The 23,303-nt window shown below is 73.5% G+C and carries 24 protein-coding genes; 9 read left to right on the top strand and 15 right to left on the bottom strand.

Translation table 11 applies throughout. The features are described 5' to 3' along the window. The 4 genes from ACSNOB_RS25425 to ACSNOB_RS25410 form a co-directional block, all read left to right on the top strand. Nucleotides 1-228: hypothetical protein (locus tag ACSNOB_RS25425; RefSeq protein WP_436689052.1), on the top strand; the 228-nt coding region annotated here is incomplete at its 5' end. 52 nt (nt 229-280) lie between these two features. Continuing rightward, on the top strand, nt 281-655 hold the full coding sequence (locus ACSNOB_RS25420) for a hypothetical protein (RefSeq protein WP_436689050.1): 375 nt from the start codon (nt 281-283) through the stop codon (nt 653-655). Between the two features lie 197 nt (nt 656-852). Continuing rightward, nucleotides 853-2,727: a DEAD/DEAH box helicase gene (locus ACSNOB_RS25415; RefSeq protein WP_436689048.1), complete on the top strand. Its 1,875-nt coding sequence runs from the start codon at nt 853-855 to the stop codon at nt 2,725-2,727. A 108-nt stretch (nt 2,728-2,835) separates the two neighbouring features. Then, nucleotides 2,836-3,456: a putative glycolipid-binding domain-containing protein gene (locus tag ACSNOB_RS25410; protein ID WP_436689054.1), complete on the top strand. Its 621-nt coding sequence runs from the start codon at nt 2,836-2,838 to the stop codon at nt 3,454-3,456. 16 nt (nt 3,457-3,472) lie between these two features. Here the strand turns inward: ACSNOB_RS25410 and ACSNOB_RS25405 are convergent, their stop codons facing one another. The 3 genes from ACSNOB_RS25405 to ACSNOB_RS25395 all read right to left on the bottom strand — a co-directional run bounded on the left by ACSNOB_RS25405 (nt 3,473) and on the right by ACSNOB_RS25395 (nt 5,998). Next, nucleotides 3,473-4,564 carry a PLP-dependent cysteine synthase family protein gene (locus ACSNOB_RS25405; protein ID WP_436689046.1) on the bottom strand — a complete coding sequence of 364 codons (1,092 nt, stop codon included), beginning with the start codon at nt 4,562-4,564 and terminating at the stop codon, nt 3,473-3,475. Between the two features lie 22 nt (nt 4,565-4,586). Next, entirely contained in the window at nt 4,587-5,414 is an 828-nt protein-coding gene (locus tag ACSNOB_RS25400) for an SDR family NAD(P)-dependent oxidoreductase (protein WP_436689044.1), read from the bottom strand. 125 nt (nt 5,415-5,539) lie between these two features. Then, complete coding sequence (locus ACSNOB_RS25395) at nt 5,540-5,998, bottom strand: Lrp/AsnC family transcriptional regulator (protein ID WP_393102011.1); 459 nt, start codon at nt 5,996-5,998, stop codon at nt 5,540-5,542. 269 nt (nt 5,999-6,267) lie between these two features. Between ACSNOB_RS25395 and ACSNOB_RS25390 the strand changes: the two genes are divergently transcribed. After that, the gene (locus tag ACSNOB_RS25390; RefSeq protein ID WP_089002465.1) at nt 6,268-6,534 is read left to right on the top strand and encodes a BldC family transcriptional regulator; all 267 of its coding nucleotides are present in this window, start codon (nt 6,268-6,270) and stop codon (nt 6,532-6,534) included. Nucleotides 6,535-6,596: 62 nt separating this feature from the next. Here the strand turns inward: ACSNOB_RS25390 and ACSNOB_RS25385 are convergent, their stop codons facing one another. Further along, nucleotides 6,597-7,226, bottom strand: a complete 630-nt coding sequence (locus tag ACSNOB_RS25385) for a UbiX family flavin prenyltransferase (protein WP_436689042.1) — start codon at nt 7,224-7,226, stop codon at nt 6,597-6,599. Nucleotides 7,227-7,431: 205 nt separating this feature from the next. Between ACSNOB_RS25385 and ACSNOB_RS25380 the strand changes: the two genes are divergently transcribed. After that, nucleotides 7,432-8,415, top strand: coding sequence for a terpene synthase family protein (locus tag ACSNOB_RS25380; RefSeq protein ID WP_436689040.1), 984 nt, complete (start codon nt 7,432-7,434; stop codon nt 8,413-8,415). A 92-nt stretch (nt 8,416-8,507) separates the two neighbouring features. Here the strand turns inward: ACSNOB_RS25380 and mqnP are convergent, their stop codons facing one another. Together mqnP and ACSNOB_RS25370 are read right to left on the bottom strand one after the other, a co-directional pair. Beyond that, a complete protein-coding gene (gene mqnP, locus ACSNOB_RS25375) occupies nt 8,508-9,482 on the bottom strand; it encodes a menaquinone biosynthesis prenyltransferase MqnP (protein WP_436689038.1) in 975 nt (324 codons plus the stop codon). Continuing rightward, entirely contained in the window at nt 9,482-10,942 is a 1,461-nt protein-coding gene (locus ACSNOB_RS25370) for a menaquinone biosynthesis decarboxylase (RefSeq protein WP_436689036.1), read from the bottom strand. Before ACSNOB_RS25370 ends, mqnP begins: the two co-directional genes overlap by 1 nt. 161 nt (nt 10,943-11,103) lie before the next feature. On the opposite strand from ACSNOB_RS25370, the gene ACSNOB_RS25365 reads away from it, so the two are divergent. After that, the gene (locus ACSNOB_RS25365; protein ID WP_436689034.1) at nt 11,104-11,919 is read left to right on the top strand and encodes an alpha/beta fold hydrolase; all 816 of its coding nucleotides are present in this window, start codon (nt 11,104-11,106) and stop codon (nt 11,917-11,919) included. 9 nt (nt 11,920-11,928) lie between these two features. Here ACSNOB_RS25365 and ACSNOB_RS25360 read toward each other — a convergent pair whose 3' ends face one another. After that, on the bottom strand, nt 11,929-12,495 hold the full coding sequence (locus ACSNOB_RS25360; RefSeq protein ID WP_436689032.1) for a carboxymuconolactone decarboxylase family protein: 567 nt from the start codon (nt 12,493-12,495) through the stop codon (nt 11,929-11,931). 109 nt (nt 12,496-12,604) lie between these two features. On the opposite strand from ACSNOB_RS25360, the gene ACSNOB_RS25355 reads away from it, so the two are divergent. Further along, on the top strand, nt 12,605-13,081 hold the full coding sequence (locus tag ACSNOB_RS25355) for a MarR family winged helix-turn-helix transcriptional regulator (protein WP_436689030.1): 477 nt from the start codon (nt 12,605-12,607) through the stop codon (nt 13,079-13,081). A gap of 122 nt (nt 13,082-13,203) precedes the next feature. Here the strand turns inward: ACSNOB_RS25355 and ccsB are convergent, their stop codons facing one another. The 6 genes from ccsB to hemL all read right to left on the bottom strand — a co-directional run bounded on the left by ccsB (nt 13,204) and on the right by hemL (nt 19,299). Beyond that, the gene (ccsB, locus tag ACSNOB_RS25350; protein WP_436689028.1) at nt 13,204-14,178 is read right to left on the bottom strand and encodes a c-type cytochrome biogenesis protein CcsB; all 975 of its coding nucleotides are present in this window, start codon (nt 14,176-14,178) and stop codon (nt 13,204-13,206) included. Then, a complete protein-coding gene (gene resB / locus ACSNOB_RS25345; protein WP_436689026.1) occupies nt 14,178-15,833 on the bottom strand; it encodes a cytochrome c biogenesis protein ResB in 1,656 nt (551 codons plus the stop codon). Before resB ends, ccsB begins: the two co-directional genes overlap by 1 nt. Further along, nucleotides 15,833-16,678, bottom strand: coding sequence for a cytochrome c biogenesis CcdA family protein (locus ACSNOB_RS25340; protein WP_436689024.1), 846 nt, complete (start codon nt 16,676-16,678; stop codon nt 15,833-15,835). The genes resB and ACSNOB_RS25340 overlap by 1 nt, the downstream gene beginning before the upstream one ends. Continuing rightward, the gene (locus tag ACSNOB_RS25335; RefSeq protein WP_436689022.1) at nt 16,678-17,250 is read right to left on the bottom strand and encodes a TlpA family protein disulfide reductase; all 573 of its coding nucleotides are present in this window, start codon (nt 17,248-17,250) and stop codon (nt 16,678-16,680) included. Before ACSNOB_RS25335 ends, ACSNOB_RS25340 begins: the two co-directional genes overlap by 1 nt. After that, the gene (locus ACSNOB_RS25330; protein ID WP_393101999.1) at nt 17,250-17,897 is read right to left on the bottom strand and encodes a histidine phosphatase family protein; all 648 of its coding nucleotides are present in this window, start codon (nt 17,895-17,897) and stop codon (nt 17,250-17,252) included. The genes ACSNOB_RS25335 and ACSNOB_RS25330 overlap by 1 nt, the downstream gene beginning before the upstream one ends. Nucleotides 17,898-17,961: 64 nt before the next feature. Then, on the bottom strand, nt 17,962-19,299 hold the full coding sequence (hemL, locus tag ACSNOB_RS25325) for a glutamate-1-semialdehyde 2,1-aminomutase (RefSeq protein ID WP_436689019.1): 1,338 nt from the start codon (nt 19,297-19,299) through the stop codon (nt 17,962-17,964). 175 nt (nt 19,300-19,474) lie between these two features. Here hemL and ACSNOB_RS25320 point away from each other — a divergent pair, with 175 nt between their 5' ends. Further along, nucleotides 19,475-19,810, top strand: a complete 336-nt coding sequence (locus ACSNOB_RS25320) for an STAS domain-containing protein (protein WP_393001131.1) — start codon at nt 19,475-19,477, stop codon at nt 19,808-19,810. A 140-nt stretch (nt 19,811-19,950) separates the two neighbouring features. Here ACSNOB_RS25320 and ACSNOB_RS25315 read toward each other — a convergent pair whose 3' ends face one another. Continuing rightward, nucleotides 19,951-20,505: a response regulator gene (locus ACSNOB_RS25315; protein WP_393101996.1), complete on the bottom strand. Its 555-nt coding sequence runs from the start codon at nt 20,503-20,505 to the stop codon at nt 19,951-19,953. Next, nucleotides 20,502-23,303 (bottom strand): HAMP domain-containing protein (locus ACSNOB_RS25310; protein WP_436689017.1); only part of this gene is annotated, 2,802 nt, incomplete at its 5' end. The genes ACSNOB_RS25310 and ACSNOB_RS25315, both read right to left, overlap by 4 nt.

Raw genomic sequence — 23,303 nt, 5'->3', positions numbered from 1 at the left:
GCCCGTCACGGCCGCCGCGCCCGCCCCACCGGCGGCGCCCGCGGCCTCCGCACCGCCGTTCCCGGCCCCGCCGTTCTCGGCACCGCCGGCCTCTTCCCCACCGTTCTCGGCACCGCCGGCCTCATCCCCGCCGTTCTCGGCACCCCCGGTCTCCGCACCGCCGGTCGCCGGGCCGCCCGTGCCCGCTCCCGCGCTGCCCACGTGGCCGCCACCGAGCAGCCCGGGTGACCGCCGGCCCGGTGGCGCCGAGCCGGCCGCGGCCCCCCGGGAGGCGCGCCGGTTGGCCGGCCGCCCGGCCGACGCGGCTCCGGTCGGGCACCCGACGACCCAGGGCGGACGGTCGGACGGCACCTCCGCCGGGCGCTACGACGGCGGGCCCGACCTGGGCACGATCTACGGCGGCGGCACGGACGGCCCGGGTTTCGCCACGGTCTCGTTCCCGACCAACAACCCGCTGGAGAACTCGGGCTCGCTGACCGGGCACATCCTGGCCCAGGGCTGGGCGGAGACCCCCACCGAGGAGCGGTCCAGCACCACCAAGGTGGTGATCGTCCTGGCCGCCTCGCTGGGCCTGCTCGTGGCGATCAGCGTGCTGGTCGTCCTGCTGGCCACCGACACCATCGGCGGGCTGGTGGGCGGCGTCCTGACCGAGTGAGCCGTCCGGCGCCGACCATGGTGAGCCCGCCCACTACCGATCCGTGGTGCGGTGGCGGGTTCGCCGAACCGCCGTACACTGGTGGAGATCACTGACCCGGCGCGCCGTGCGCGCCCATGGGCGATCTTGCGGGCGATTCGGCGGCGTTCAGCTGCGGCAGGCCATCGCGAAGATGCGCCCCGCTCGAAAGGCATTTCTTGACCACGTTTGCTGAACCCAGCACGTTTCCGTCCGCCCTCCACACCACCGACGCGCAGACCGTCGAGCCGGCCGCCGCCGCAGCGGTGACGGCCGAGGCCACCGACTTCGCCGCGCTGGGGCTGCCCCAGCCGCTGGTCCGCACGCTCGCCCGGCAGGGCATCACCACCCCGTTCGAGATCCAGCGCGCCACCATGCCGGACGCGCTCGCCGGCCGGGACGTCCTCGGTCGGGGCCAGACCGGCTCCGGCAAGACCCTGGCCTTCGGCCTGCCGCTGCTGGCCCGGGTGGCCGACGGCGGGCGGGCCCGGCCGCTGCGCCCGCGGGCCCTGGTCCTGGTACCGACCCGCGAGCTCGCCATGCAGGTCAACGACGCGCTGCTGCCGCTCGGCAAGGCCGTCGGCGTGTTCCTGAAGACCGCCGTCGGCGGCGTGCCGTACGACCGGCAGATCGACGCCCTGCGGCGCGGCGTGGAGATCGTCGTGGCCACGCCGGGGCGGCTGGGCGACCTGATCGCCCGGGGCGTCTGCCACCTGGACGACGTCGAGGTCACCGTCCTCGACGAGGCCGACCAGATGGCGGACATGGGCTTCCTGCCCGAGGTCACCGAGCTGCTGGCGAAGACGCCGGCGGGCACCCAGCGGCTGCTCTTCTCGGCCACCCTGGACGGTGACGTCGACGCGCTGGTCAAGCGGTTCATGACCGACCCGGTGACCCACTCGACCGCACCGTCCACCGCCTCGGTGTCCACCATGGACCACCACATGCTGCTGATCCCGCCGCACGACAAGTTCCCGGTGGCGGCGTCCATCGCGGCCCGGGACGGGCGGACCATGGTCTTCGCCCGCACCCAGCTCGGCGTGGACCGGCTGGTCGAGCAGCTCGCCGCGGTCGGCGTACGCGCGGGTGGGCTGCACGGCGGCAAGACCCAGCGGATGCGCACCCGCACCCTGGCCGAGTTCCGCGAGGGCCGGATGAACGTCCTGGTCGCCACGGACGTGGCGGCCCGGGGCATCCACGTGGACGGCGTCTCGCTGGTGCTGCACGTCGACCCGCCGAAGGACCCGAAGGACTACCTGCACCGCGCGGGGCGTACCGCCCGGGCCGGGGAGTCGGGCGCGGTCGCCACGCTGGTCCTGCCCAAGCAGCGCCGGACGACCCTCGCCATGCTGGAGAAGGCCGGCGTGACGCCGGCGGAGACCCGGGTGCGGGCCGGCGACCCGGCGCTCGCCGAGCTGACGGGCGCCCGCGAGCCGAGCGGCGTCCCGGTTCGCAACGAGCCCGAGGAGCCGCGCCGGCACGGCGACCGGCCGGGCGGCCCGCGCCGCTTCGGTGACCGCGACGCCCGGGGCGAGCGCCGCTACGGCGACCGGCCCCAGGGCGACCGGCGCTACGGCGACCGGCCCCAGGGCGAGCGCCGTTACGGCGACCGGCCCACCGAGGGACGTGGCTACGGCGAGCGCGGCTTCGCGGACCGGGGCGAGCGGCGCCACGGCGACCGTCCCTACGGCGAGCGGCCGCACGGCGAGCGGAGCTACGGCGACCGGCCGCACGGCGAGCGGAGCTACGGCGACCGCCCCCAGGGGGAGCGCCGTTACGGCGACCGGCCCACCGAGGGACGCGGCTACGGCGACCGGCCCCAGGGCGAGCGGCGCTACGGCGACCGTGCCACCGACGGCCGCGGCTACGGCGACCGTCCCCAGGGGGAGCGGCGCTACGGCGACCGGCCCACCGAGGGACGCGGCTACGGCGAGCGCGGCGAGCGGCGCTTCGGCGACCGGGGCGGCTTCCGGCCGGAAGGTCGGGGTCGCGACGACCGGGTCCGCGACGAGCGGCGGGGCTTCGGCGGGCGGCCGCCGGCCCGTACCCACTGATCACGAACGTCGACCGGAACGCCGTCGCGGAGCGCATGCTCCCCGGCGGCGTTTCCGCATCCGCTGCCGGTGCCGGTCCGGTCGCGTAACGTCCGGCTCATGCCGACCATGCCGAAGTCGCTCTTCTGGACCCGGACGGACACCGCCGGCTCCGAGCACGCGCTGCTCGACGACGGCCGAGGGCTGGCGGCCCGGGGCACGCTCACGGCCGTCGACCCGGTCCCCTACACCTGCCGTTACCGGCTCGCCACCGACCCGGAGTGGGTCACCGCCCGGGTGGAGGTCGAGGTGGAGGGCTCCGGGTGGCTGCGGAGCGTACGCCTGGAACGGGCCGGCGACCGGTGGCGGGTGACCACCGGCGAGCAGGGTGACCTCGACGAGGCGCTGCGGGCCGCCGGCCACCCGCCCGCCGGGTTGCCCGGCACCGACGACCCGGACCGGCTGGCCGAGGCGCTGGACGTCGACCTCGGCGGTTCGCCGCTGTTCAACGCCCTGCCGGTGCACCGGCTCGGGTTGCCCCGCGCGACGGCCGACATGCCGCACCGGATCGCCGTGGCCTGGGTGTTGGTGCCCAGCCTGCTGGTGGTGCCCGCCGAGCAGGTCTACACGCCGCTGGGCCCCGGCCGGGTCCGCTTCACCAGCGACACGTTCAGCGCCGACATCGACCTCGACGCCGACGGCTACGTGGTGCGCTACCCGGGGCTCGCCGAACGCGTCGACCCGCGCTGACCGACCCGCCGGCGGGTCAGGCCGGCCAGGCGCCGTCGGTGAGGAAGCGCTCGATCGTCGCGAGGTGCGGCCCCAGGTCGAGCCCCTGGGCGGCCACCCAGTCGTCGGCGTAGTAGGTGTCCGCGTAGCGGTCGCCGGCGTCGCAGATCAGGGTGACCACCGAGCCGACGCGGCCCTCGGCGAGCATCCCCGCGATCAGCCCGAAGGCGCCCCACAGGTTGGTGCCGGTCGAGCCGCCCACCCGGCGGCCGAGCACGGCCGAGCCGGCCCGCATGGCGGCCAGCGAGGCGGCGTCGGGCACCTGGACCATCCGGTCCACCACCGACGGCAGGAACGACGCCTCCACCGTCGGCCGGCCGATCCCCTCGATCCGGGAGCCGCGCCCGGTGCGGACCGACCAGTCGGCGGCCTGCCAGGCGGGATAGAACGCGGAGTTCTCCGGGTCGACCACGCAGAGCTTGGTGGGCAGCCGCCGGTAGCGGGCGTACCGGCCGATGGTGGCGCTGGTACCGCCGGTGCCGGCGCCCACCACGATCCAGGTCGGCACGGGGTGCCGCTCCAGGGCGAGCTGCGCGTAGATCGACTCGGCGATGTTGTTGTTGCCCCGCCAGTCGGTGGCCCGCTCGGCGAAGGTGAACTGGTCCATGAAGTGCCCGCCGGAGTCCTCCGCCAGCCAGCGGGCCTCGACGACCACCTTGGCCGGGTCGTCGACGAGGTGGCAGCGCCCGCCCTGGAACTCGATCTGGGCGATCTTCTCCGGCGAGGTGGAGGCCGGCATCACCGCGATGAACGGCAGCCCCAGCATCCGCGCGAAGTACGCCTCCGACACCGCCGTCGAGCCGGAGGACGCCTCCACGATCGTGGTGCCCGGACCGATCCACCCGTTGCACAGCCCGTAGAGGAAGAGCGAGCGGGCGAGCCGGTGCTTGAGCGAGCCGGTGGGGTGCACCGACTCGTCCTTCAGGTAGAGGTCGATCCCCCAGGCCCGGGGCAGCGGGAACGGCAACAGGTGGGTGTCGGCGGACCGGTTGGCGTCCGCCTCGACGGTGGCGATCGCCTCGGTCACCCAGCGCCGGCTGGCCTCGTCGCACCGGTCGAGATGAGTCACGCCCGAAACCTAGCAAGCCCGCTCAGCGCGGCTCGCCTCCGGCCCGGCGGCGCTGGCGGCGCTGGCCCGACCGGCCGGCCGCGAGGATCAGCGGGGCGAGCCGCACCGCCGCGCCGGGCAGGGCGTCGAGGAGCCGGACCTGCGCGCCCCGCCAGCGCGGGACGCTGACCACCGGGCGGGGCCGGCGGGCCAGTCGCGCGGCCCGGCGGGCCACCCGCTCGGGGCTCAGCAGCGTTCCGGTGAAGGAGGCCGCGGCGCCCGGGTCGTCGAGCCGGTCGTGCAGCATCGGCGTCCAGATCCCGTCCGGGCAGAGACACGAGACGTGTACGCCCCGGTGCCCGGCCAGCCGCAGGTCGGCGAGGGTGCCGATGCTGAAGGCGATCAGCGCGTGCTTGCTGGCCGCGTAGACGGTCTCGCCGGGGGCGGCCACCAGGCCGGCCAGCGACACGACGTTGACCACGTGCCCGTTCCCCTGGCCCCGCATGACGGCCAGCGCGGCGAGGGTGCCGTTCATCGCGCCGAGGGCGTTCACCTCGACCAGGCGGCGGCGGGTGGCCGCGTCGTGCTCCCAGGAGGGGCCGGTGACCAGGATGCCGGCGTTGTTCACCCAGAGGCCGAGCCCGCCCCGGCCGGCCGCCTCGGCGGCGACGGCGGCGCAGGCGGCCTCGTCGCGTACGTCCAGCGGGCGGGACCAGCCGCCGAGCGACGCGGCGGCCCCCGCCACCGCCCCGGCGTCGAGGTCGGTGAGGAGCACCGGCCAGCCGTCGGCGTGCAGCGCAGCGGCGATGGCCCGGCCGAGACCGCCGGCGGCGCCCGTGACCACGGCCGCCCCGGGAGCGGGCTTCGTCATCGGCGCACGCTATCGCCGCCCGGCGGCCGGGCGCCAGACCGAGCACGCCCGCCGCCCGGCGGCCCGGCGCCAGACCGCGCACGCCCGCCGTCCGGGCGCCACCTGCGAGCGCCGCCGGGCGGCGGTCAGGCGCCGGGCGACACCGGGGGCTGCGGGCGGTTCTCCCACTTGGTGGAGAGCGCGATGCCGGTGCGGGTGGAGGCGACGCCGGGGGTGCGGTTCAGCCGCACGATCAGGCGCTCCAGCTCGGCGATGGTGCCGACCCTGGCCTTGAGCAGGAACGACTCGACGCCGGCCATGAAGTAGCAGGACTCGATCTCGGGCATCTGCCGGAACGCCTCGAGCACGTCGTCGGTGTCGCCGCCGGAGTCCTGCACGATCCCGATGAGCGCGGTGACGGCGAAGCCGATGGCCTCGGGCTCCACCTCCGCCCGGTACGCCCGGATCACCCCGCTGGCCTCCAGCTTGCCGACCCGCTCGTGCACGGCCGGGGCGGAGAGGCCGACCTGCCGGGCCAACTCGGCGTAGGACAGGCGGGCGTTGCCGCGCAGCAGTTCGACGAGGCTCAGGTCGATGGCGTCCACGGACTGTAGACACTAGCTGCCCGGGCGTAACGTCGGCCATTCGGGACGCGTTGAACATGACAGGGTGTAGTTGTCCACAGACTCGCAGTCAAGGGAGCCGTCCGCAGGTAATATTTCCTAACTTCCCACTCAGTGCGTTTTTCGCGTTTGGCGGACAGGCCAGGTCGCTGGTGCTGTAATTGCCATACGTCCCTCATGACGGCTCTGGGCTCGCACCGGCCGGGGGCAGTGTGTTCAGCCGGGGGCTTCGTCGACGCGAGGAGGGGGCTGTGGACACTGGAGATCGCCTGCTGACACCGGGTGAAGTTGCCGCGTTGTTTCGGGTCGACCCGAAGACTGTGACGCGATGGGCGGCGGCGGGCCGGATAGGCAGCATCCGGACTCCAGGCGGGCATCGCCGGTTTCGGGAATCCGAGGTGCGGGCCCTGCTTGAGGGTGAGGGCATGTTGGACGAGGCGGAGGATGTCGGCAAGCCGCGGAACGCGGGCCCGGCCGCCTCGACGGGCCCGGGCCCGGCCAACGCCGGCATGTACTGATCGGTGCGGATCGCGCGGACCGGACACCTGCTCCGGTCCGCGGCCCTGTGAACCGGCCGGGGTCAGCCCCGCGCCGCGCCCAACTCGCCCGACCAGCGACGGAACAGGTCGTGCGGCACGCCGAGAGCGTCCAGCACCTTGCCGGCCACGAAGTCGACGAGCTGCTGGGCGGAGGCCGCCGCCCCCGCGCCGTAGAAGCCGGGGCTGGCCGGCAGCACCACCGCCCCGGCGTCGTGCAGGGCGAGCAGGTGCTCCAGGTGACTGCGGGTCACCGGCGTCTCCCGGGGCACCACCACCACCGGCCGACGCTCCTTGAGGTTCACCTCGGCGGCGCGCTGGAGCAGGTCCTTGGAGAGCCCGATCGCGATGCCGGCGCAGGCCGCCGTGCTCGCCGGCACCACCGCCATCCCGCGTACCCGGTAGGAGCCGCTGCTCGGGCCGGCCGCCAGGTCACCGGCGGGCCAGTGCCGCACGTCGGCCCCCGCGAGGTCCCGGCCCAGCCAGGCGGCGAGGTCCTGCTCCCAGTGCCCGTCCCGGAACGGGCGGCCCGTCTCGTCCAGGACGGTCAGCCGCGCGGCCCGCGAGACGATCAGGTCGACCGGCTCGCCGGCGTCGAGCAGCGCCCGCACGACGGCCGCCGCGTACGGCGTCCCGGACGCCCCGGAGACCCCGACCACCCATGGTTCCCGCATGCCCTCCAGCCTGCCTGGTCGCCCCACCGCACCGGCGGGCACCCCCGGGGCCGAGACCCGGCCCCGGGGGTGCCCGCTATGCCCAACTTCGGGGTGGTTGTCCCCGACGAGCGCGATGTCGGCCGGGATCGCGGGTATCCCGGCCACCTGGCATGCTGCCGAGGGCGATTCGCACGGGCGCAGATCGCACGCGGGAGGAACGGTGATGACCGGCGAGATCCTCTGGTCGCTACGGTCCGAGTGCCCCATCGCGCCCCGGCTCTCGCCGCACGCCGACCGCGTGCAGCGGTGGCTGACCGACGACCTGCTGCCGGGCCTCGGCCTCCCGGCGGGCGACGCGGCCCCGCAGCGGCTCGCCGGCGCCGGCGTCGCCCGGTACGCCGGTCGGCTCTACCCGGACGCCGCGGAGGCCGACCTGCGCGTGCTGGCCGCGCTGTTCACGTGGTTCTTCCTGGTCGACGACGCGTGCGACGGCCCGGGCCGGCTCGACAGCGACCAGATCCGCGCGCTGCGCGCCGGCACGCTGACGCTGCTGCACGACGGCCCGCGGCTCCGGCACGCCGCCCTCACCGGGCCGCTGCGGCGGCTGCTGGTACGCGCGTGGCGGGAGCCGCGGCGGCGGATGCCGGCCCGCTGGCGGCAGCGCTTCGCCGAGGCCGTCGCCGACCACCTCGACGGCGCGTGGCGGGAGGCGGTCAACAAGTCCGTCGGGCACCGCCCCGGCGTCGCCGAGTACGTCGAGCTGCGACGCGCCACGTCCGCCGCGTACGTGTCCTATCCACTGGTGGAGTTCGTCACCGGCCGTCCGCTGCCGGACGCGGTGCACCACCACCCGCTGCTGCGGCGGATCGCCGACACCGGCAACGACCTGCTCTCCTGGTACAACGACCTGGCCTCGCTGGAGCGCGACCGGGCCACCTCCGGCGGGCACAACCTGGTGCTGGCGACGGCCGCCGAGCACGGGGTGCCGGTGGAGACCGCGATCGCGCTGACGGCCGAGCGCTGGCGGGCGTCGATGCGCCGCTTCGTCGAGCTGCGCGCGGCGGTGCCGTCGTTCGGTCCCGCGCTCGACGAGGCGGTCACCGACCACCTCGACGGGGTGGCGAACGCCGTCCGGGGCACCATCGAGTGGACGCTGGAGAGCGCCCGCTACCCCGGCGCCCGACCCGAGCCCGCCGCCCTCGGCTGAGCCCGACCCGAGCCCGCGCCGCCGGTGCCGCCGTGGGGCGGGCTTCCCCGTGCCCGGGGCGCCGTGGCCCCGGACAGCGGCGACCGACCCGGTCAGGGGCGCAGGTCGAGGCGGATCACCAGGTCGAGCAGGGCGAAGACGAACAGCGCGATGCCGACGAAGCCGTTGGCCGTGAAGAAGGCCCGGTTGACCTTGCTCAGGTCGGTCGGGGTGACGACCACGTGCTGGTAGCCGAAGGCGAGCGCGGTCAGCGCCAGCCCGATCCACCAGGGCCAGCCGAAGCCGACGAGCGCGCCGAACCAGATGAACAGCGCGAACGTCACCACGTGCGCGACGGTCGAGGCGTGCAGCGCGAACCGCAGCCCGTACCGGGCGGGCACGCTGTGCACGCCGATCTTCCGGTCGACGTCGGCGTCCTGGCAGGCGTAGATGAGGTCGAAGCCGCCGATCCAGAGCCCGACGGCCGCGCCGAGCAGCCAGGCCGGCCACGAGCCGTCGAGGGTGCCGGTGACCCCCAGCCACGCGCCGACCGGGCCGACCGCCTGGGCGACCGCCAGGATGGCGTGCGGCCAGTTGGTGAACCGCTTGCCGTACGGGTAGACGACCAGCGGCACCACGGCGAGCGGCGCGAGCAGCAGGCAGAGCGGGTTGAGCAGGGCGGCGGCGGCGAGGAAGACCACGACCGCGACCGCCGCGCCGGTCCAGGCCGTCCGCACGCTGACCGCCCCGGTGACCAGCTCACGGGAGGCGGTACGCGGGTTCCGCGCGTCGATCCGCCGGTCCAGGATCCGGTTGGCGGCCATCGCGAACGTCCGCGCGCCGACCATCGCCACGGTGATCAGCAGCAGGTCGAGCCACCGCACCCGTCCCCCGTTGACCTCCATCGCGGTCAGCGCCGACAGGTACGCGAACGGCAGCGCGAACACGGAGTGCTCGATCGCGACGAGGTCGAGGAACGCCCGGACCCTGCCCCGCGATCTCGCACCGGTCGCCGGCGCAGAGCCGGCGGGACCGGGCGAATCAGGGGCGGAGACGGCAAGATCGCGCGGATCGGAGGCGGCGGCCATCAGATGCCGTACTCCTTCCAGCGCTTGTCGACCAGGGAGACGACCTCGGGAGCCATGCGCATCGCCTCGGGCCAGTCCCGGGTGTAGCCCTCCTCGGGCAGCTTGCGGGTCGCGTCGACGCCCGCCTTGCCGCCCCAGAACTGCTGGTAGGACGCGTGGTCCAGGTGGTCCACCGGGCCCTCGGTGAGCAGCAGGTCGCGGGCGTAGTCGACGTTGCCGAACGCGCGGAAGGCGACCTCGTTGTAGTCGTGCACGTCGCAGTCCTCGTCGACGATCACGATCAGCTTGGTCAGCGACATCATGTGCGCGCCCCAGATCGCGTTCATCACCTTCTGCGCGTGCTTCGGGTAGCGCTTGCGGATCGACACGATCGCGCAGTTGTGGAAGACCCCGGCGGCGGGCAGGTCGTAGTCGACGATGTCCGGGATCAGGAAGCGCAGCAGCGGCGCGAAGATCCGCTCGGTGGCCTTGCCGAGACCGTGGTCCTCCTGCGGCGGCTGCGACGTGACGATCGAGTGGTAGACCGGGGCGCGCTGCATGGTCATGCACTCGATGTGCATCACCGGGAACGGCTCCACCGGCGTGTAGAAGCCGGTGTGGTCGCCGAACGGGCCCTCCGGGAGCCGCTCGCCCGGCTCGATGTAGCCCTCCAGGACGATCTGCGCGTGCGCCGGCACCTGCAGCGGGACCGTCAGGCAGTCCACCATCTCGACCCGCTCGCCGCGCAGGTAGCCGGCGAACAGGTATTCGTCGATGTCCGCGGGAAGTGGCGCGCTGGCCGCGTAGGCGACCGCGGGGTCGGCGCCGATGGCGATCGCCACCGGGAGCCGCTGCCCCAGCCGCTCGGCGACCGCGTGGTGCGCCGTGGAGTTCTTGTGGATCTGCCAGTGCATGCCGATGGTGTTCCGCGAGTGCTGCTGCAACCGGTACAGCCCCAGGTTCCGCTTGCCGGTCTCGGGGTGCTTGGTGTGCGTCAGCCCGAAGTTGTGGAAGATCCCGCCGTCCCCCGGCCAGACCTGCAACCCCGGCAGCCGGTTCAGGTCGACGTCGTCGCCGCGGTAGACCACCTGCTGGCAGGGGGCCGTCCTGACCTTCTTCGGCGGCATCGACTTGAGCTGCATGACCTTGCCGAGGCCGTCCATCATCCCGGAGAGGCCCATCGGCAACTCCGGCTTGAGCATGTTGCCGATCCGCTCGCCGATCTCGTCGAGGTGCTCCACCCCGAGCGCCATCGCCATCCGCTTCTCGGTGGCGAAGAGGTTGATCGCCACGGGCATCTCGCCCCTGGTCGGCCGCTCGAAGAGCAGCGCCGGGCCGCCCGCGCGGACCGTCCGGGTGACGATCTCGCTGATCTCCAGGGTGGGGTCGACGGGGACACTCACCCGCCGCAGCTCACCCGCGCGCTCCAGCGTCGCGAGGAAGTCCTTGAGATCGGTGTACGGGAAGCCACGAGCCGCCATGCCTGCCAGTCTCCCGCACCGGTGGCCCGACCGCCCCAGCCGGGTCGGGTGATGTCGGCGGCGGTGTGCGTTGCGCCACACGGACGCCCGGCGGGGCGAGTGTTGTCGGTGTCCGGCGGCAGCATGCGTGGGCCGTCGTAGACAGTGAATGGGGAGCCGGGATGCCGCGCCGCACGTCCGTAGCGTTGAACGTCGTCGAGCGGGGTGCGGGCACCCCGGTGCTGGCGCTGCACGGCTGGACCCCCGACCACCGGCTGATGCTCGGCTGCCTGGAGCCGGTGTTCGCCGGCCGCCCCGGCTACCGGCGGCTCTACCCGGACCTGCCCGGCATGGGCGCCTCGCCGGCACCGCCGGAGATCGCCGGCTCCGACGACGTGCTCGACACCGTCCAGGACCTGGTGGACGACCTGCTCGGCGACGCGCCGTTCCTGCTCGTCGGCGAGTCCTACGGCGGCTATCTCGCCCGTGCCCTCGCCCGCGCCCGCCCCGCGCAGGTGCTCGGCCTGGCGCTGGTCTGCCCGATCGGCACCGTCGTGGAGAACGCGGAGCGCAACCTCCCGCAGCGGCAGGTGCTGCGACCCGACCCCGACCTGCTCGCCTCGACCGACGCCCGGACGGCCGCCGAGTTCGCCGACATGGCCGTCGTCCAGACCCCGGAGACGTTGCGCCGGTTCCGCGACGAGATCCTGGCCGGCCTGGACCTCGCCGACACCGCGGCGATGGCGCGCATCCGGCGGCGGTGGACGCTCCGCGAGGACCCGGAGGGCGGCGCCCCGTTCGCCCGGCCGACCCTGATCCTCACCGGGCGGCAGGACCACGCGACGGGCTACCTCGACCAGTTCGCGCTGCTGCCGCACTATCCCCGGGCGACGTTCGCGGTGCTCGACGTCGCCGGCCACAACCTCCAGATCGAGCAGCCCGGCCTGTTCGATGCGCTGGTGGGCGAGTGGCTCGACCGGGTCGCCGCGGAGCGCTGACCGCCGCCGTCAGCCGGCCGGCTCCCAGGCGTACGCGGCCACGGGCGGGTCGAGCGGCGCGCCGGTGAGCCGGTTGGCGAAGGTGGAGATGGTGTACGTCCCGACGCCGAGCACCACGTCCAGGGCGTGCCGGGGCTGGTAGCCGGCCGCCAGGAAGGCGCGCGTCCCCGCCTCTGGCACGGCGCCCCGGTTGTCGAGCACGGCGAGGGTGAAGCGCCGCAGCGCCTCCAGCCGGTCGTCGGGCAGCGGCGTGCCGGCGCGGAGCGCCTCGATCAGCTCGGGCGCGGCGCCGTGCCGGGTCAGCGTGGCGGTGTGCATGGCCACGCAGAGGTGGCACTCGTTGCGGGTGGCGACGGTCAGCACGACGACCTCCCGCTCGACCGGGTCGAGGGCGCAGCCCTCGAAGATGCCGTTGACGGTGAGGAACCCCTTGAGCAGTTCCGGGGACTCGGCCATCAGGCCGACCGCGGCGGGCAGGTGGCCGAGCTTGCGGCGTACCCCCTCGATGGTCGGGCGTGCGGCGGCGGGGGCGGTGTCGACGGTGTGGGCGGTGAACGGGGACGGGGACGGGGACACAGGGCCTGCTCTCGGGGTCGGGCGACCGGCGCGGCCGGAACGGCGGCACGCCGCGCGTGACGTAGGATCGTCAACGTGGTTGTCCAAATAGTAAACGTGGTTGTCGAACATGGCAACGGCTGAGCCCGCGCGCCCCGGCTTCCTGCTGCCCCTGCTGCTGCTCGCCGGCTTCCGTACGCTCATCGACGACCTGCACGCGGAGCTGGCCCGGCAGGGGCACCCGGAGCTGCGGCCGCTGCACGGCTTCGTGCTCCAGGCCGTCGGCCACGAGGGCACGACCGCCACGGAGCTGGGCCAGCGACTCGGCATCTCCAAGCAGGCGGCCGGCAAGACGGTCGACCGGCTGGTCGCGCTCGGCTACCTGGAACGCGCCGACGACCCGCGCGACGCCCGGCGCAAGCTGGTCCGGACGACCCCGCGCGGGCTGGACGGCCTGCGCCGCTCGGCGGTCGTCTTCGACGAGCTGCGGCAGCGGTGGGCGGCGACCCTCGGCCCGGAACGGGTGGCCGCGATGGAGGACGACCTGCGGACGGTCGCCCCGGCCAACCTGTTCCGCCTCGACGTGCCCGGCTGGTTCGGCGGCTGACCCGGGCGGGCGCCGGCGAGACGTGTCACCGCGCCGACCCGGCACCCTCCGGCCCCGTGCGCGGCGTCGGGGATCCGTGGAACGGTTCCCGGAGGCGTCGTCCTACCGGGCGCGGCGGGGAATCAGTCGAGGCCGCCGTAGGAGTGCAGGCCCTCGAAGAAGATGTTCACCCCGAACAGGTTCATCAGCATGGTGAGGAAGCCGGCGACGGCGAGCCAGGCGGCCACGTTCCGCTTCACGCTCGGGGTGGCCCGCGCGTGCAGGTAGCCGGCGTAGATCACCCAGGAGATGAACGACCAGGTCTCCTTCGGGTCCCAGCCCCACGGCCGGCCCCAGGCCGCCTCGGCCCAGATCGCCCCGGCGATCACCGCGAAGGTGAAGACCGGGAACGCGAAGGCGTGCAGCACGAACGTCAGCCGCTCCAGGCCGGCCGCCGTCGGCATCCGCTTCGCCAGCGTGTACGGGAAGCTCCGCCTGCCCTGCTCGTAGCCGGACCGCATCAGGAACGCCACCGCCGGCACCGCGCCGAGCAGGAAGATGCCGGAGGCGAAGACGATGGTCGAGACGTGGATGACGAACCAGTACGAGTTCAGCGCCGGCACCAGCGGCACGATCGGCACGTAGAGCACCAGCTCGGCGGTCGCCAGCAGCAGCACCATCACCAGCGACAGGAAGAGTCCCAGGCGGCGCAGCATCGGCCGCTTCCAGAGCACCACCAGCCAGGCGGCGGCGCCGATCCACGACACCGTGAGCACGAACTCGTACATGTTGCCCCAGGGCATCCGGTCGGCGGCGATGCCGCGCGCGACCAGCGCCCCGAGGTGCAGCAGCGCCGCCAGCGCGGTGGCGGCGACGGCGCCCAGGCCGGCCAACCGGGCGCGCCGGGCGGTGCGCTCGGCCGCCGCCGCGTCGGCCCCGTTGGGGGCCTCGGGCAGGCTGCCCCCGGCCGCGCCGACGCCGGCGCCGACCAACTCGCGGGCGGGTGCCGCGACCCGCGTCCGGGCGTTGCCGAGCGCGTACTCGACGGCGTGGCTGATCATCGCGACCAGGTACGCCAGGATCGCGAACGACACCAGTTGGTCGGAGAGTGCGGACATCACTCGGCTCCTTCTCGCGCTCCGGCCCGCTCGCCGCCGTCGCGATCGACACCGGCCCGCCCGTCCGGCCGCCCGTCACCGCTGACCGCGGCGACGAGCTGCGCGAACTCGTCGGCGAACCCTGGATGGTCGGTGCGCGGCAGGCCACCGGCCTCGACCAAACTACTACCGCCCGTCGGAGATCCACTCGTGGGGTCGGCCGGAAGCACCCGGAAGAAGACCCGCCGGCGCCGGCCGAACAGCGAACCCATCAACCCGACCAGCAGCACGGCCGAGCTGACCAGCAGCAGCGTCGAGCCGGGGTCGTGCCGGACGGAGAGGGTGACGTACGGCCGGGTGTCCAGGAACTCGACGGTGGTGCCGTCGTCCAGCGTCCACGTCTCGCCCTTGCGGAGCAGCTTCGTGCCGACCTCCTTCACCTTGCCGGCGCGCACCTGCCGCTGGTCCAGCTCGTAGATCGAGCCGGGGATGCCCGCGTCCAGCCCCAGGTTGCCCCGGTAGGCGACGAGGTTGAGCGCCGGGTTGCGCTCGGTGGGGTACTCGGAGCGCGCGTACGGCGGCGCCCCGGGCGCGGTCGGCAGGTAGAGGCCCGAGAAGGCCATCTGGAGATCCGGGCTCCGGCCGCCGGTGGCCGGGTCGACGTTGGCGTCCGGGAAGGCGGCCAGGCCCTCGCTGGTCAGCCCGACGTCGCCGGTCGTCAGGAACGGCACGGTGCTGGTCTGGCTGCGGCCGAAGCGGTCGGTGTAGCGGATCACCGGTGCGTAGCCGTGGCCGAGCAGGTGGACGTTCGCGTCGTCGAGGCGCAGGGGCGCGTTGACGGAGAAGTCGGCCTGCCGCCGCCCGCCGTCGGCCTCGTCGACGGTCACCGTGGCGTTGAAGAACTCCGGCTGGCCGGACTCCAGGAACCGGGCGTGGAAGTCGTCGAGCCGGACGCAGAAGCCCGGCAGGTCCTCACTGCCCACGCGCGGGCCGAGCTTGGCCTCGGCGTACTGCTGGCGGGTGTTGCAGAACGCGTTCTCCTCGCCGGCGACCAGCAGCCGGTTGCCGCTCCAGCCGTACCACGAGCCGAGCGCGACGCCGACCAGCACGACCACCATCGAGGTGTGGAAGAGCAGGTTGCCGGTCTCCTTCAGGTAGCCCTTCTCGGCGGAGACCTCGTCGCCGCGGACCACCACCCGCCAGCGTCGCCGGCGCAGCGCCTCGGCGATCGCCGCCGCGCCGCCCTCCGGGGCGGGCAGCACCGTGTGCTGCGGCAGCCGGTCCAGCCGCTTCGGGGCGGCCGGCGGCTTCGACCGCAGCGTCCGGACGTGGTCGCGCAGCCGGGGGGTGATGCAGCCGATCAGCGACGTGAACAGCAGCAGGTAGATCGCCGAGAACCAGACCGAGCCGAACGCCTCGAAGGCGCCGATCCGGTCCAGCACCGGGGCCAGGTCGGGGTGCTCGGTGAAGTAGTCCCGCACGTCCTCCGGGTTGACCCCGCGCTGCGGCAGCACCGAGCCGGGGATGGCGGCGACCGCGAGCAGGAACAGCAGCACCAGCGCCGTACGCATGCTGGTGAGCTGCCGCCACGAGTTGCGCAACAGGGCCAGCAGCGGGTTGGGCCGACGCCGGGGCGCCTCGGCCGGCGTCGCCGGCCGCTCGTCCACGACGGTCATCAGATGCTCACCTCACCCACCCCGACGGTGGTCTGCAACCAGATCACGAAGTTCGTCCACCCGCCGGTGACCAGCGCGAGGCCGATCAGGACCAGCAGGGCGCCGCCGACCCGGGTGACCCAGCGGCTGTTGCGCCGGACGGCGCGGAAGACCCCGAGCAGGCGGTGGAAGCCCAGCCCGAAGACGACGAACGGTACCCCCAGCCCCAGGCAGTACGCCACGGCGAGCACCACGGCCCGGTCCGTCTGCCCGCCGACGGCCGCCATGCCGATCACCGCGCCCAGCGTCGGGCCGACGCAGGGCACCCAACTGAGCGCGAAGACCGCGCCGAACACCGGGGCGCCGAGCAGCCCGGCGGCGGGCAGCCGGTGGATCCGGAACTCCCGCTGCAACCCCGGGACCACCCCGACGTAGCCCAGGCCGAGCACGATGATCAGCGCGCCGATGACGATCTCCAGCGTGCGCTCGTACTCGAAGAAGACCCGGCCGACGCCGGCGAAGAGGATCGCGGTGGCGGTGAAGACGACGGTGAAGCCGGCGATGAACAGCAGCGTGCCGGCCAGCACCCGGCCCTTCACCGCGGCGACCGCCGGCGTGGTGCGCTCCCGCACCGCCACCCCGCCGCTGCCGGCAGCCGCCGGATCCGTCGCCGGGGCGCCCCCCGTCGCACGCGGGCTGCGGGTTTCGAGGTCCGTTCCGGCGAGGCCGGTGACGTACGACAGGTAGCCCGGCACCAGCGGGAGGACGCACGGGGAGAGGAAGCTGACCAGGCCGGCGAGCGCGGCCGCGCCGATGGCGAGCAGCAGCGGACCGGACTGGGCGAGTTCCCGGAACGTCTCGCCCATCAGCGGGAACCGTTGGGCTGCTCGGCCGCGATCCGCTCGACGATGGGCTGGAGGCCCTCCTGCTTCACCGCCGCGCGGATCACCGCCGCGATCCGGCCGTCCCGGTCGAGCACGATGGTGGCCGGGATCGTGTTCGGGGGGATGTCCAGGGCGAGCGCCACCCGGCTGGGCGGGTCGAACAGGCTCGGGTAACTGACCCCGAACCGCTCCTCGAAGGCGATCGCCTTGTCCCGGCTGTCCTGGATGTTGACGCCCAGGAAGGTCACCCCGGATGCCTTGGTGGCCTGGTAGGTGTTCTCCAGGTCGTCCGCCTCGGCGCGACACGGGTTGCACCACGAGCCCCAGAAGTTGACCACGACGACCTGGCCGCGGTCCTTCACCACGTCGTGGCTGCCGCCGGTGAGCAGCTCACCGGAGATCTTCGGAGCCGCGGAGCGCTCGTCGGGCGCGCACTCGATGACGCCGTCCGGGCTGGTGCCGCAGGCCTCCTCCCGGCTCGGCGAGGAGCAGCCGGCCAGGGCCACCGTCGCGACGGCGGCGAGCAGACCCGCGGTCCACCTCCGGGCGTTCATCAGGCCCCCTTGGCCGTCCGGGCGGTCGACGACATCGCGATCAGGTGCGCGGCCGGCTCCGAGTAGCCGATGCCGACCACCTTGGCGCCCTCGAAGTGGAAGGAGGTGAGGCTGGCCAGCCCGCACTGGCGCCGGCGCGGGTCGTGCCAGAGCCGCTTGCGCTCGACGTACCGGCGCAGCGTCCAGATGGGGAGCTGGTGCGAGACCAGCACGGCCTCGCGCCCCTCGGCCGCCACCCGGGCGGCGTGCAGGGCGGCGAACATCCGCTCCGCGATCGCGCGGTACGCCTCGCCCCAGGACGGGGTGACCGGATCCCGTAGCACCCACCAGTTGCGCGGGTCGCGGAACGAGCCGTCGCCCGGCGAGACCTTCTTGCCCTCGAACCAGTTGGCGCTCTCGATGAGCCGCTCGTCCACCCCGACCGGCAGCCCGAACTGCGCGGCGATCGGCTCGGCGGTCTGCTGGGCGCGTTCCAGCGGGCTGGCCACCACGTGCACGACCTCCCGCTCGGCGAGCCCCTGCGCGGCGGCCTTGGCCATCTGCACGCCGAGCTCGGAGAGCCGGAAGCCGGGCAGCCGGCCGTAGAGGATGCCCTCCGGGTTGTGCACCTCACCGTGCCGCAGCACGTGGACCACCGTCTTGCTCACCGCTGCGTCCCCTTCGTTCGCGACCGCGGGGTTCGCAGACCCGGCTCACTCCTCGCGCTCATCGCTACCCCCCGTGACCCGCCGCTGCCGCCGCGTTCGCCGCCGCCGGCAGCGCGGCGGCGACCTGCTCCAGAGCGGCGTCGTCCAGCGCCGCCGACACGAACCACGCCTCGAAGGCGCTCGGCGGCAGGTAGACGCCGCCGGCGAGCATCGCGTGGAAGAACGCCTTGAACGCCGGCACCTGCTGGGTGCGGGCGCTGTCGTAGTCGACCACGTCGGCGTCGGTGAAGAAGATCGAGAACATGTTGCCCGCGTACGACAGCCGGTGCGGGACCCCGGCGGCGGCGAGCGCGTCGGAGGCGAGCTTGCTCACGACGGCGGCCGTGGAGTCGAGCTTGCGGTAGAGCGCGTCGTCGGCAAGTCGCAGGGTGGCCAGGCCGGCGGCGCAGGCCAGCGGGTTACCGGAGAGGGTGCCGGCCTGGTAGACGGGGCCGGCGGGGGCCAGCCGTTCCATGATCTCCGCCCGCCCGCCGAACGCCGCGGCCGGCAGCCCACCACCCATGACCTTGCCGTACGTCCACAGGTCGGCGTCGGAGGCGTCGATGCCGTGCCACCCGGCGCGGGAGACGCGGAACCCGGTCATCACCTCGTCGACGATGAGCAGCGCGCCGTGCGCGTGCGCGATCCGGGCGAGCTGCTGGTTGAAGCCGTCGCGCGGGGCGACCACGCCCATGTTGCCGGCGGCGGCCTCGGTGATGATCGCGGCGATGTGCTGGCCCTCGGCGGCGAACGCCTGCTCCACCGCGGCGATGTCGTTGTACGGCAGCACGATCGTGTCGCCCGCCGCCGCGCCGGTCACGCCGGGCGAGTCGGGCAGACCGAGGGTGGCCACGCCCGAGCCGGCGGCGGCCAGCAGCGCGTCGGAGTGCCCGTGGTAGCAGCCGGCGAACTTGATGATCCGGGGCCGACCGGTGAACCCGCGGGCCAGCCGGATCGCCGACATGGTGGCCTCGGTGCCGGAGTTGACCAGCCGGACCTGCTCGACCGGGGTGCGGTCGACGATCTCGGCGGCCAACTCGACCTCGCCGGGGGTGGGGGTGCCGAAGCTGGTGCCCCGGGCGGCGGCGGCGCGGATCGCCTCCACCACCTCCGGGTGGGCGTGGCCGAGGATCAGCGGGCCCCAGGAGGAGACCAGGTCGACGTAGCGACGGTCGTCGGCGTCGTAGAGCCAGGGCCCCTCCCCCCGGACCATGAAGCGCGGGGTGCCGCCCACGGCACGGAACGCGCGCACGGGGGAGTTCACCCCGCCCGGCACGATTGCCTTGGCGCGGTCGAACAGGGCCTCGGAGGCCGGCGCGTCGGCCGGGTAGCGGCCGGATCCGGCGGGAAACATATCGGTCACGATGCCGCCATTGTGTCAGCGCCGGACGGCGAATCGGCAGCCACCCCGCACCGGGGTTACCAGGCTCACCCGGGCCGACCGCTCAGCGCCCGCCCGGGCGCGCTGGTCACGCCCCGCGGGCGCGGTCGCCGCCGCTCGACAGGCCGGGTCGTCCGGATCGCGCTAGGCTGACCCGGTGGATCGTGCCGAACTGTCCATCACGCTTCACCGGACGGGCGACGAAGCTGTGCTTCGCCTGGCCGGCGAGATCGACATGCTCACGGCCGCCCAGCTGTCGACCGTCGTCAACGAGGTGCTCGCCGATCCACCGCCACGGATCGTCCTCGATCTCGGCGGGGTCACCTTCTGCGACTCGCAGGGCCTGGGCACCCTCGTCGTGCTCAGCCGCAAGGCCAGCCACGCGCAGAGCCTCCTGGTCCTGACGAACGTCGGCGACTTCCTGCTCCGCGTCCTGGACATCACCGGCCTCCGCAGCGCCCTGATGATCCGCAACGACCAAACCACCGGCTGACCCCACGCCCCACTCCCCGCCCCGCCCCCGCCAACACCGCGGCGATCTTGCACTTTCGGCCCGCGACCTGTCCGCTTTCGCGGGCTCTGCCGGGGCACGAAGTGCAAGATCGGCGCGTGTCGGGGGCGCCGGCGCGGGGGTCAGGGGGTGTTGCCCCAGCGGGCCTGTTCGAGGAGTTCGACGGCCCGGTCGCGGGCGTCCGGGTCGTCCGTACGCAGCATCGCGGTGGCCTCGTCGACCGCGTCGGTGAGCATCCGCCACTGCGAGTCGCGCTCCCGCACCAGGTCGGACTGGGCCGCGAGCTGCCGGGTCTTCACCCACAGCTCGACGAAGACCGACACCTTGGCCCGCAGCACCCACGGGTCGAACGGCTTGGTGAGGTAGTCGACCGCGCCGACCGCGTAGCCGCGCAGCGCGAGCTGGGCGTCCCGGTCCGCCGCGGTGAGGAAGATGATCGGCACGTGCCGGGTACGCTCGCGCCGCTTGATGTGGCTCGCCGTCTCGAAGCCGTCCATGTCCGGCATCTGGGCGTCCAGCAGGATCACCGCGAAGTCGTCCACCAGCAGCTGCTTGAGGGCCGCCTCGCCGCTCTCGACGGCGACGGACTGGACCGGCAGCCCCTGGAGGATCGCCTCCAGCGCCATCAGGTTCTCCCGGCGGTCGTCCACCAGCAGCGCCTTAGCCATCTGGGTCACGAACTCTCCTCGCTCCGGCTGCCGCTGATCCAGGACGACATGAGTTCGATCAACTCGTCCAGGTCGACGGGCTTGGTGATGTAGTCACTTCCCCCGGCCGCCAGCGCCGACTCGCGGTCGCCGGGCATGGCCTTCGCGGTCAGGAAGACGATCGGCAGGTCGGCGAACCGGTGGTTGCGCCGGATCTGCCGGGTCGTCTCGTACCCGTCCTGATCGGGCATCATCGCATCCATCAGGACGATGTCCACCTCCGGATGCTCGGCCAGCAGGCGGACGCCGTCCGCCCCGTTGTCCGAGTACAGCACGGTCAGCCCGTGCAGTTCCAACGCACTGGTCAGCGCGAAGACGTTCCGGACGTCGTCGTCGACGATCAGCACGGTGGCCCCCTCCAGTCGCCGGGTGGCCGGCGTGGAGGCCGGCTCGGGCAGCTCCGGCGGCGGCATCAGCAGCGACGACGGCAGCCCGGCCCGGGCCGGCGACGGCGGCAGCGGCGCCACCACCGCGTCCGGGGCGAGCACGTCCGGCACGAAGAGGGTGAACGTCGAGCCCTGCCCGGGCGCCGACGACACGGCGATGCTCCCGCCCAGCAGCCGGGCCAGGTCCCGGCTGATCGACAGCCCCAGCCCCGTGCCGCCGTAGCGGCGGCTGGTGGTGCCGTCGGCCTGCTGGAACGCCTCGAAGATCAGCGACAGCTTGTCGTCGGAGATGCCGATGCCGGTGTCGACCACCGTGAACGCGATGACCTGCCGCGCGTTGGTCAGCGCCGGCACGTCGAAGACCGCGTTCTCGGGCGCCGGCGCGATCCGCAGCGTCACCGCGCCGTTGTCGGTGAACTTGACCGCGTTGGAGAGCAGGTTGCGCAGGATCTGCTGCAGGCGCTGGGCGTCGGTGACCAGGGCGGGCGGCAGGTCCTTGCTGACCCGCACCTGGAAGTCCAGGCCCTTCTCCTCGGCCTGCGGCGCGAACGCCTGCTCGACGTAGCCGCGGATCTCGTCGAACCGGACCTCGGTCGGCTCGACGTCCATCCGCCCCGCCTCGATCTTGGACAGGTCGAGGATGTCGTCGATCAGCGACAGCAGGTCGGAGCCGGCCCCGTGGATCGTCCGGGCGAACTCGATCTGCTTCGGCGTGAGGTTCTGCTCCGAGTTCTCGGCCAGCAGCCGGGCCAGCAGCAGCAGCGAGTTCAGCGGCGTACGCAGCTCGTGGCTCATGTTGGCCAGGAACTCCGACTTGTACGCCGACGCCCGGGTGAGCTGCTGGGCCTTCTCCTCCAGGCCGAGCCGGGCCAGCTCGATCTCCCGGTTCTTGGTCTCGATGTTGCCCTTCTGCTCGGAGAGCAGCTGCGCCTTGTCCTCCAGCTCGGCGTTGGTGCGCTGGAGCTCCGCCGACTGCTCCTGCAACTCGTGGGCGAGCCGCTGCGACTGGGCGAGCAGCTCCTCCGTACGCCGGTTGGCCTGGATGGTGTTGACCGCGATGCCGGTGGTGAGCACCAGCCGCTCCAGGAACGCCAGGTGCAGCTCGGAGAAGGGCGTCACGCTGGCGAACTCGATCACCCCGAGCAGCTCGCCCTCGAAGAGCACGGGCAGCACCACCAGGTCGGCCGGCGGGGTGTCGGCGAGACCGGAGCGGAGCATCAGCTTGCCGTCCGGCGTCCCGCCCATCCGGATCGTCCGGCGGGAGAGGGCGGCCTGGCCGACCAGGCCCTCACCCGGCCCGAATGTGACGTCGTGCCCGCGGGCGACGTAGCCGTACGAGGCGGTCAGCCGCAGCCGCGTCACGCCCTCCGAGTTGTCCGCCAGGAAGAAGGCGCCGAGCTGCGCCTCGACCAGCGGGGTCACCTCCATCATGATCATGCGGCAGACCTCGCCGAGGTCGCGCTGCCCCTGGAGCAGACCGCCGATCCGGGCGAGGTTCGAGTCGAGCCAGCCCTGCTCGGCGTTCTTCTTGGTCGTCTCCCGGAGGGTGACGATCATCTGGTTGATGTTGTCCTTCAGCTCGGCGACCTCACCCTGCGCCTCGACCGCGATCCGCTGGGTCAGGTCGCCCCGGGTCACCGAGGTGGAGACCTGGGCGATGGCACGCAGCTGGGTGGTGAGGGTCGAGGCGAGCTGGTTGACGTTCTCCGTGAGGTCCCGCCACGTACCGGAGACGCCCTTGACCTGGGCCTGACCGCCCAGCTTGCCCTCGATGCCGACCTCGCGCGCGACGCGGGTGACCTCGTCCGCGAACGAGGAGAGCTGGTCCACCATCGTGTTGACGGTGTTCTTCAGCTCCAGGATCTCGCCCTGCGCGTCGACCGTGATCTTCTGCGACAGGTCGCCGTTGGCCACGGCGGTGGTCACCGAGGCGATGTTGCGCACCTGCGACGTCAGGTTCGACGCCATCGAGTTCACGTTGTCCGTCAGGTCCCGCCACGTACCGGAGACGCCCTTGACCTGGGCCTGACCGCCCAGCTTGCCCTCCGTGCCCACCTCGCGGGCCACCCGGGTCACCTCGTCCGCGAACGAGGAGAGCTGGTCCACCATCGTGTTCACGGTCGACTTCAGCTCCAGGATCTCGCCCTGCGCGTCGACCGTGATCTTCTGGCTGAGGTCGCCCTTCGCCACGGCGGTGGAGACCTGGGCGATGTTGCGGACCTGGGCGGTGAGGTTGGACGCCATCGAGTTCACGTTGTCGGTCAGGTCCCGCCAGGTGCCGGCGACGCCGCGCACCTGCGCCTGGCCGCCCAGCTTGCCCTCCGTGCCCACCTCGCGGGCCACCCGGGTCACCTCGTCCGCGAACGAGGAGAGCTGGTCCAC

It is taken from the genome of Micromonospora sp. URMC 106, from assembly GCF_051386395.1.
Classification (GTDB): Bacteria; Actinomycetota; Actinomycetes; order Mycobacteriales; family Micromonosporaceae; genus Micromonospora.
Note: the sequence above shows the minus strand (reverse complement) of the source record. Positions and strands in the feature narration are given on the sequence as shown.

Coding starts and splice junctions, on each gene's coding strand:
- ACSNOB_RS25340 (WP_436689024.1), bottom strand. CDS start 16,678: ATGGGCGAGACGTTCCGGGAACTCGCCCAGTCCGGTCCGCTGCTGCTC.
- ACSNOB_RS25365 (WP_436689034.1), top strand. CDS start 11,104: ATGCCGCGCCGCACGTCCGTAGCGTTGAACGTCGTCGAGCGGGGTGCG.
- ACSNOB_RS25380 (WP_436689040.1), top strand. CDS start 7,432: ATGACCGGCGAGATCCTCTGGTCGCTACGGTCCGAGTGCCCCATCGCG.
- ACSNOB_RS25370 (WP_436689036.1), bottom strand. CDS start 10,942: ATGGCGGCTCGTGGCTTCCCGTACACCGATCTCAAGGACTTCCTCGCG.
- ACSNOB_RS25400 (WP_436689044.1), bottom strand. CDS start 5,414: ATGACGAAGCCCGCTCCCGGGGCGGCCGTGGTCACGGGCGCCGCCGGC.
- mqnP (WP_436689038.1), bottom strand. CDS start 9,482: ATGGCCGCCGCCTCCGATCCGCGCGATCTTGCCGTCTCCGCCCCTGAT.
- ACSNOB_RS25355 (WP_436689030.1), top strand. CDS start 12,605: ATGGCAACGGCTGAGCCCGCGCGCCCCGGCTTCCTGCTGCCCCTGCTG.
- ccsB (WP_436689028.1), bottom strand. CDS start 14,178: ATGTCCGCACTCTCCGACCAACTGGTGTCGTTCGCGATCCTGGCGTAC.
- resB (WP_436689026.1), bottom strand. CDS start 15,833: ATGACCGTCGTGGACGAGCGGCCGGCGACGCCGGCCGAGGCGCCCCGG.
- ACSNOB_RS25410 (WP_436689054.1), top strand. CDS start 2,836: ATGCCGAAGTCGCTCTTCTGGACCCGGACGGACACCGCCGGCTCCGAG.
- ACSNOB_RS25335 (WP_436689022.1), bottom strand. CDS start 17,250: ATGAACGCCCGGAGGTGGACCGCGGGTCTGCTCGCCGCCGTCGCGACG.
- ACSNOB_RS25385 (WP_436689042.1), bottom strand. CDS start 7,226: ATGCGGGAACCATGGGTGGTCGGGGTCTCCGGGGCGTCCGGGACGCCG.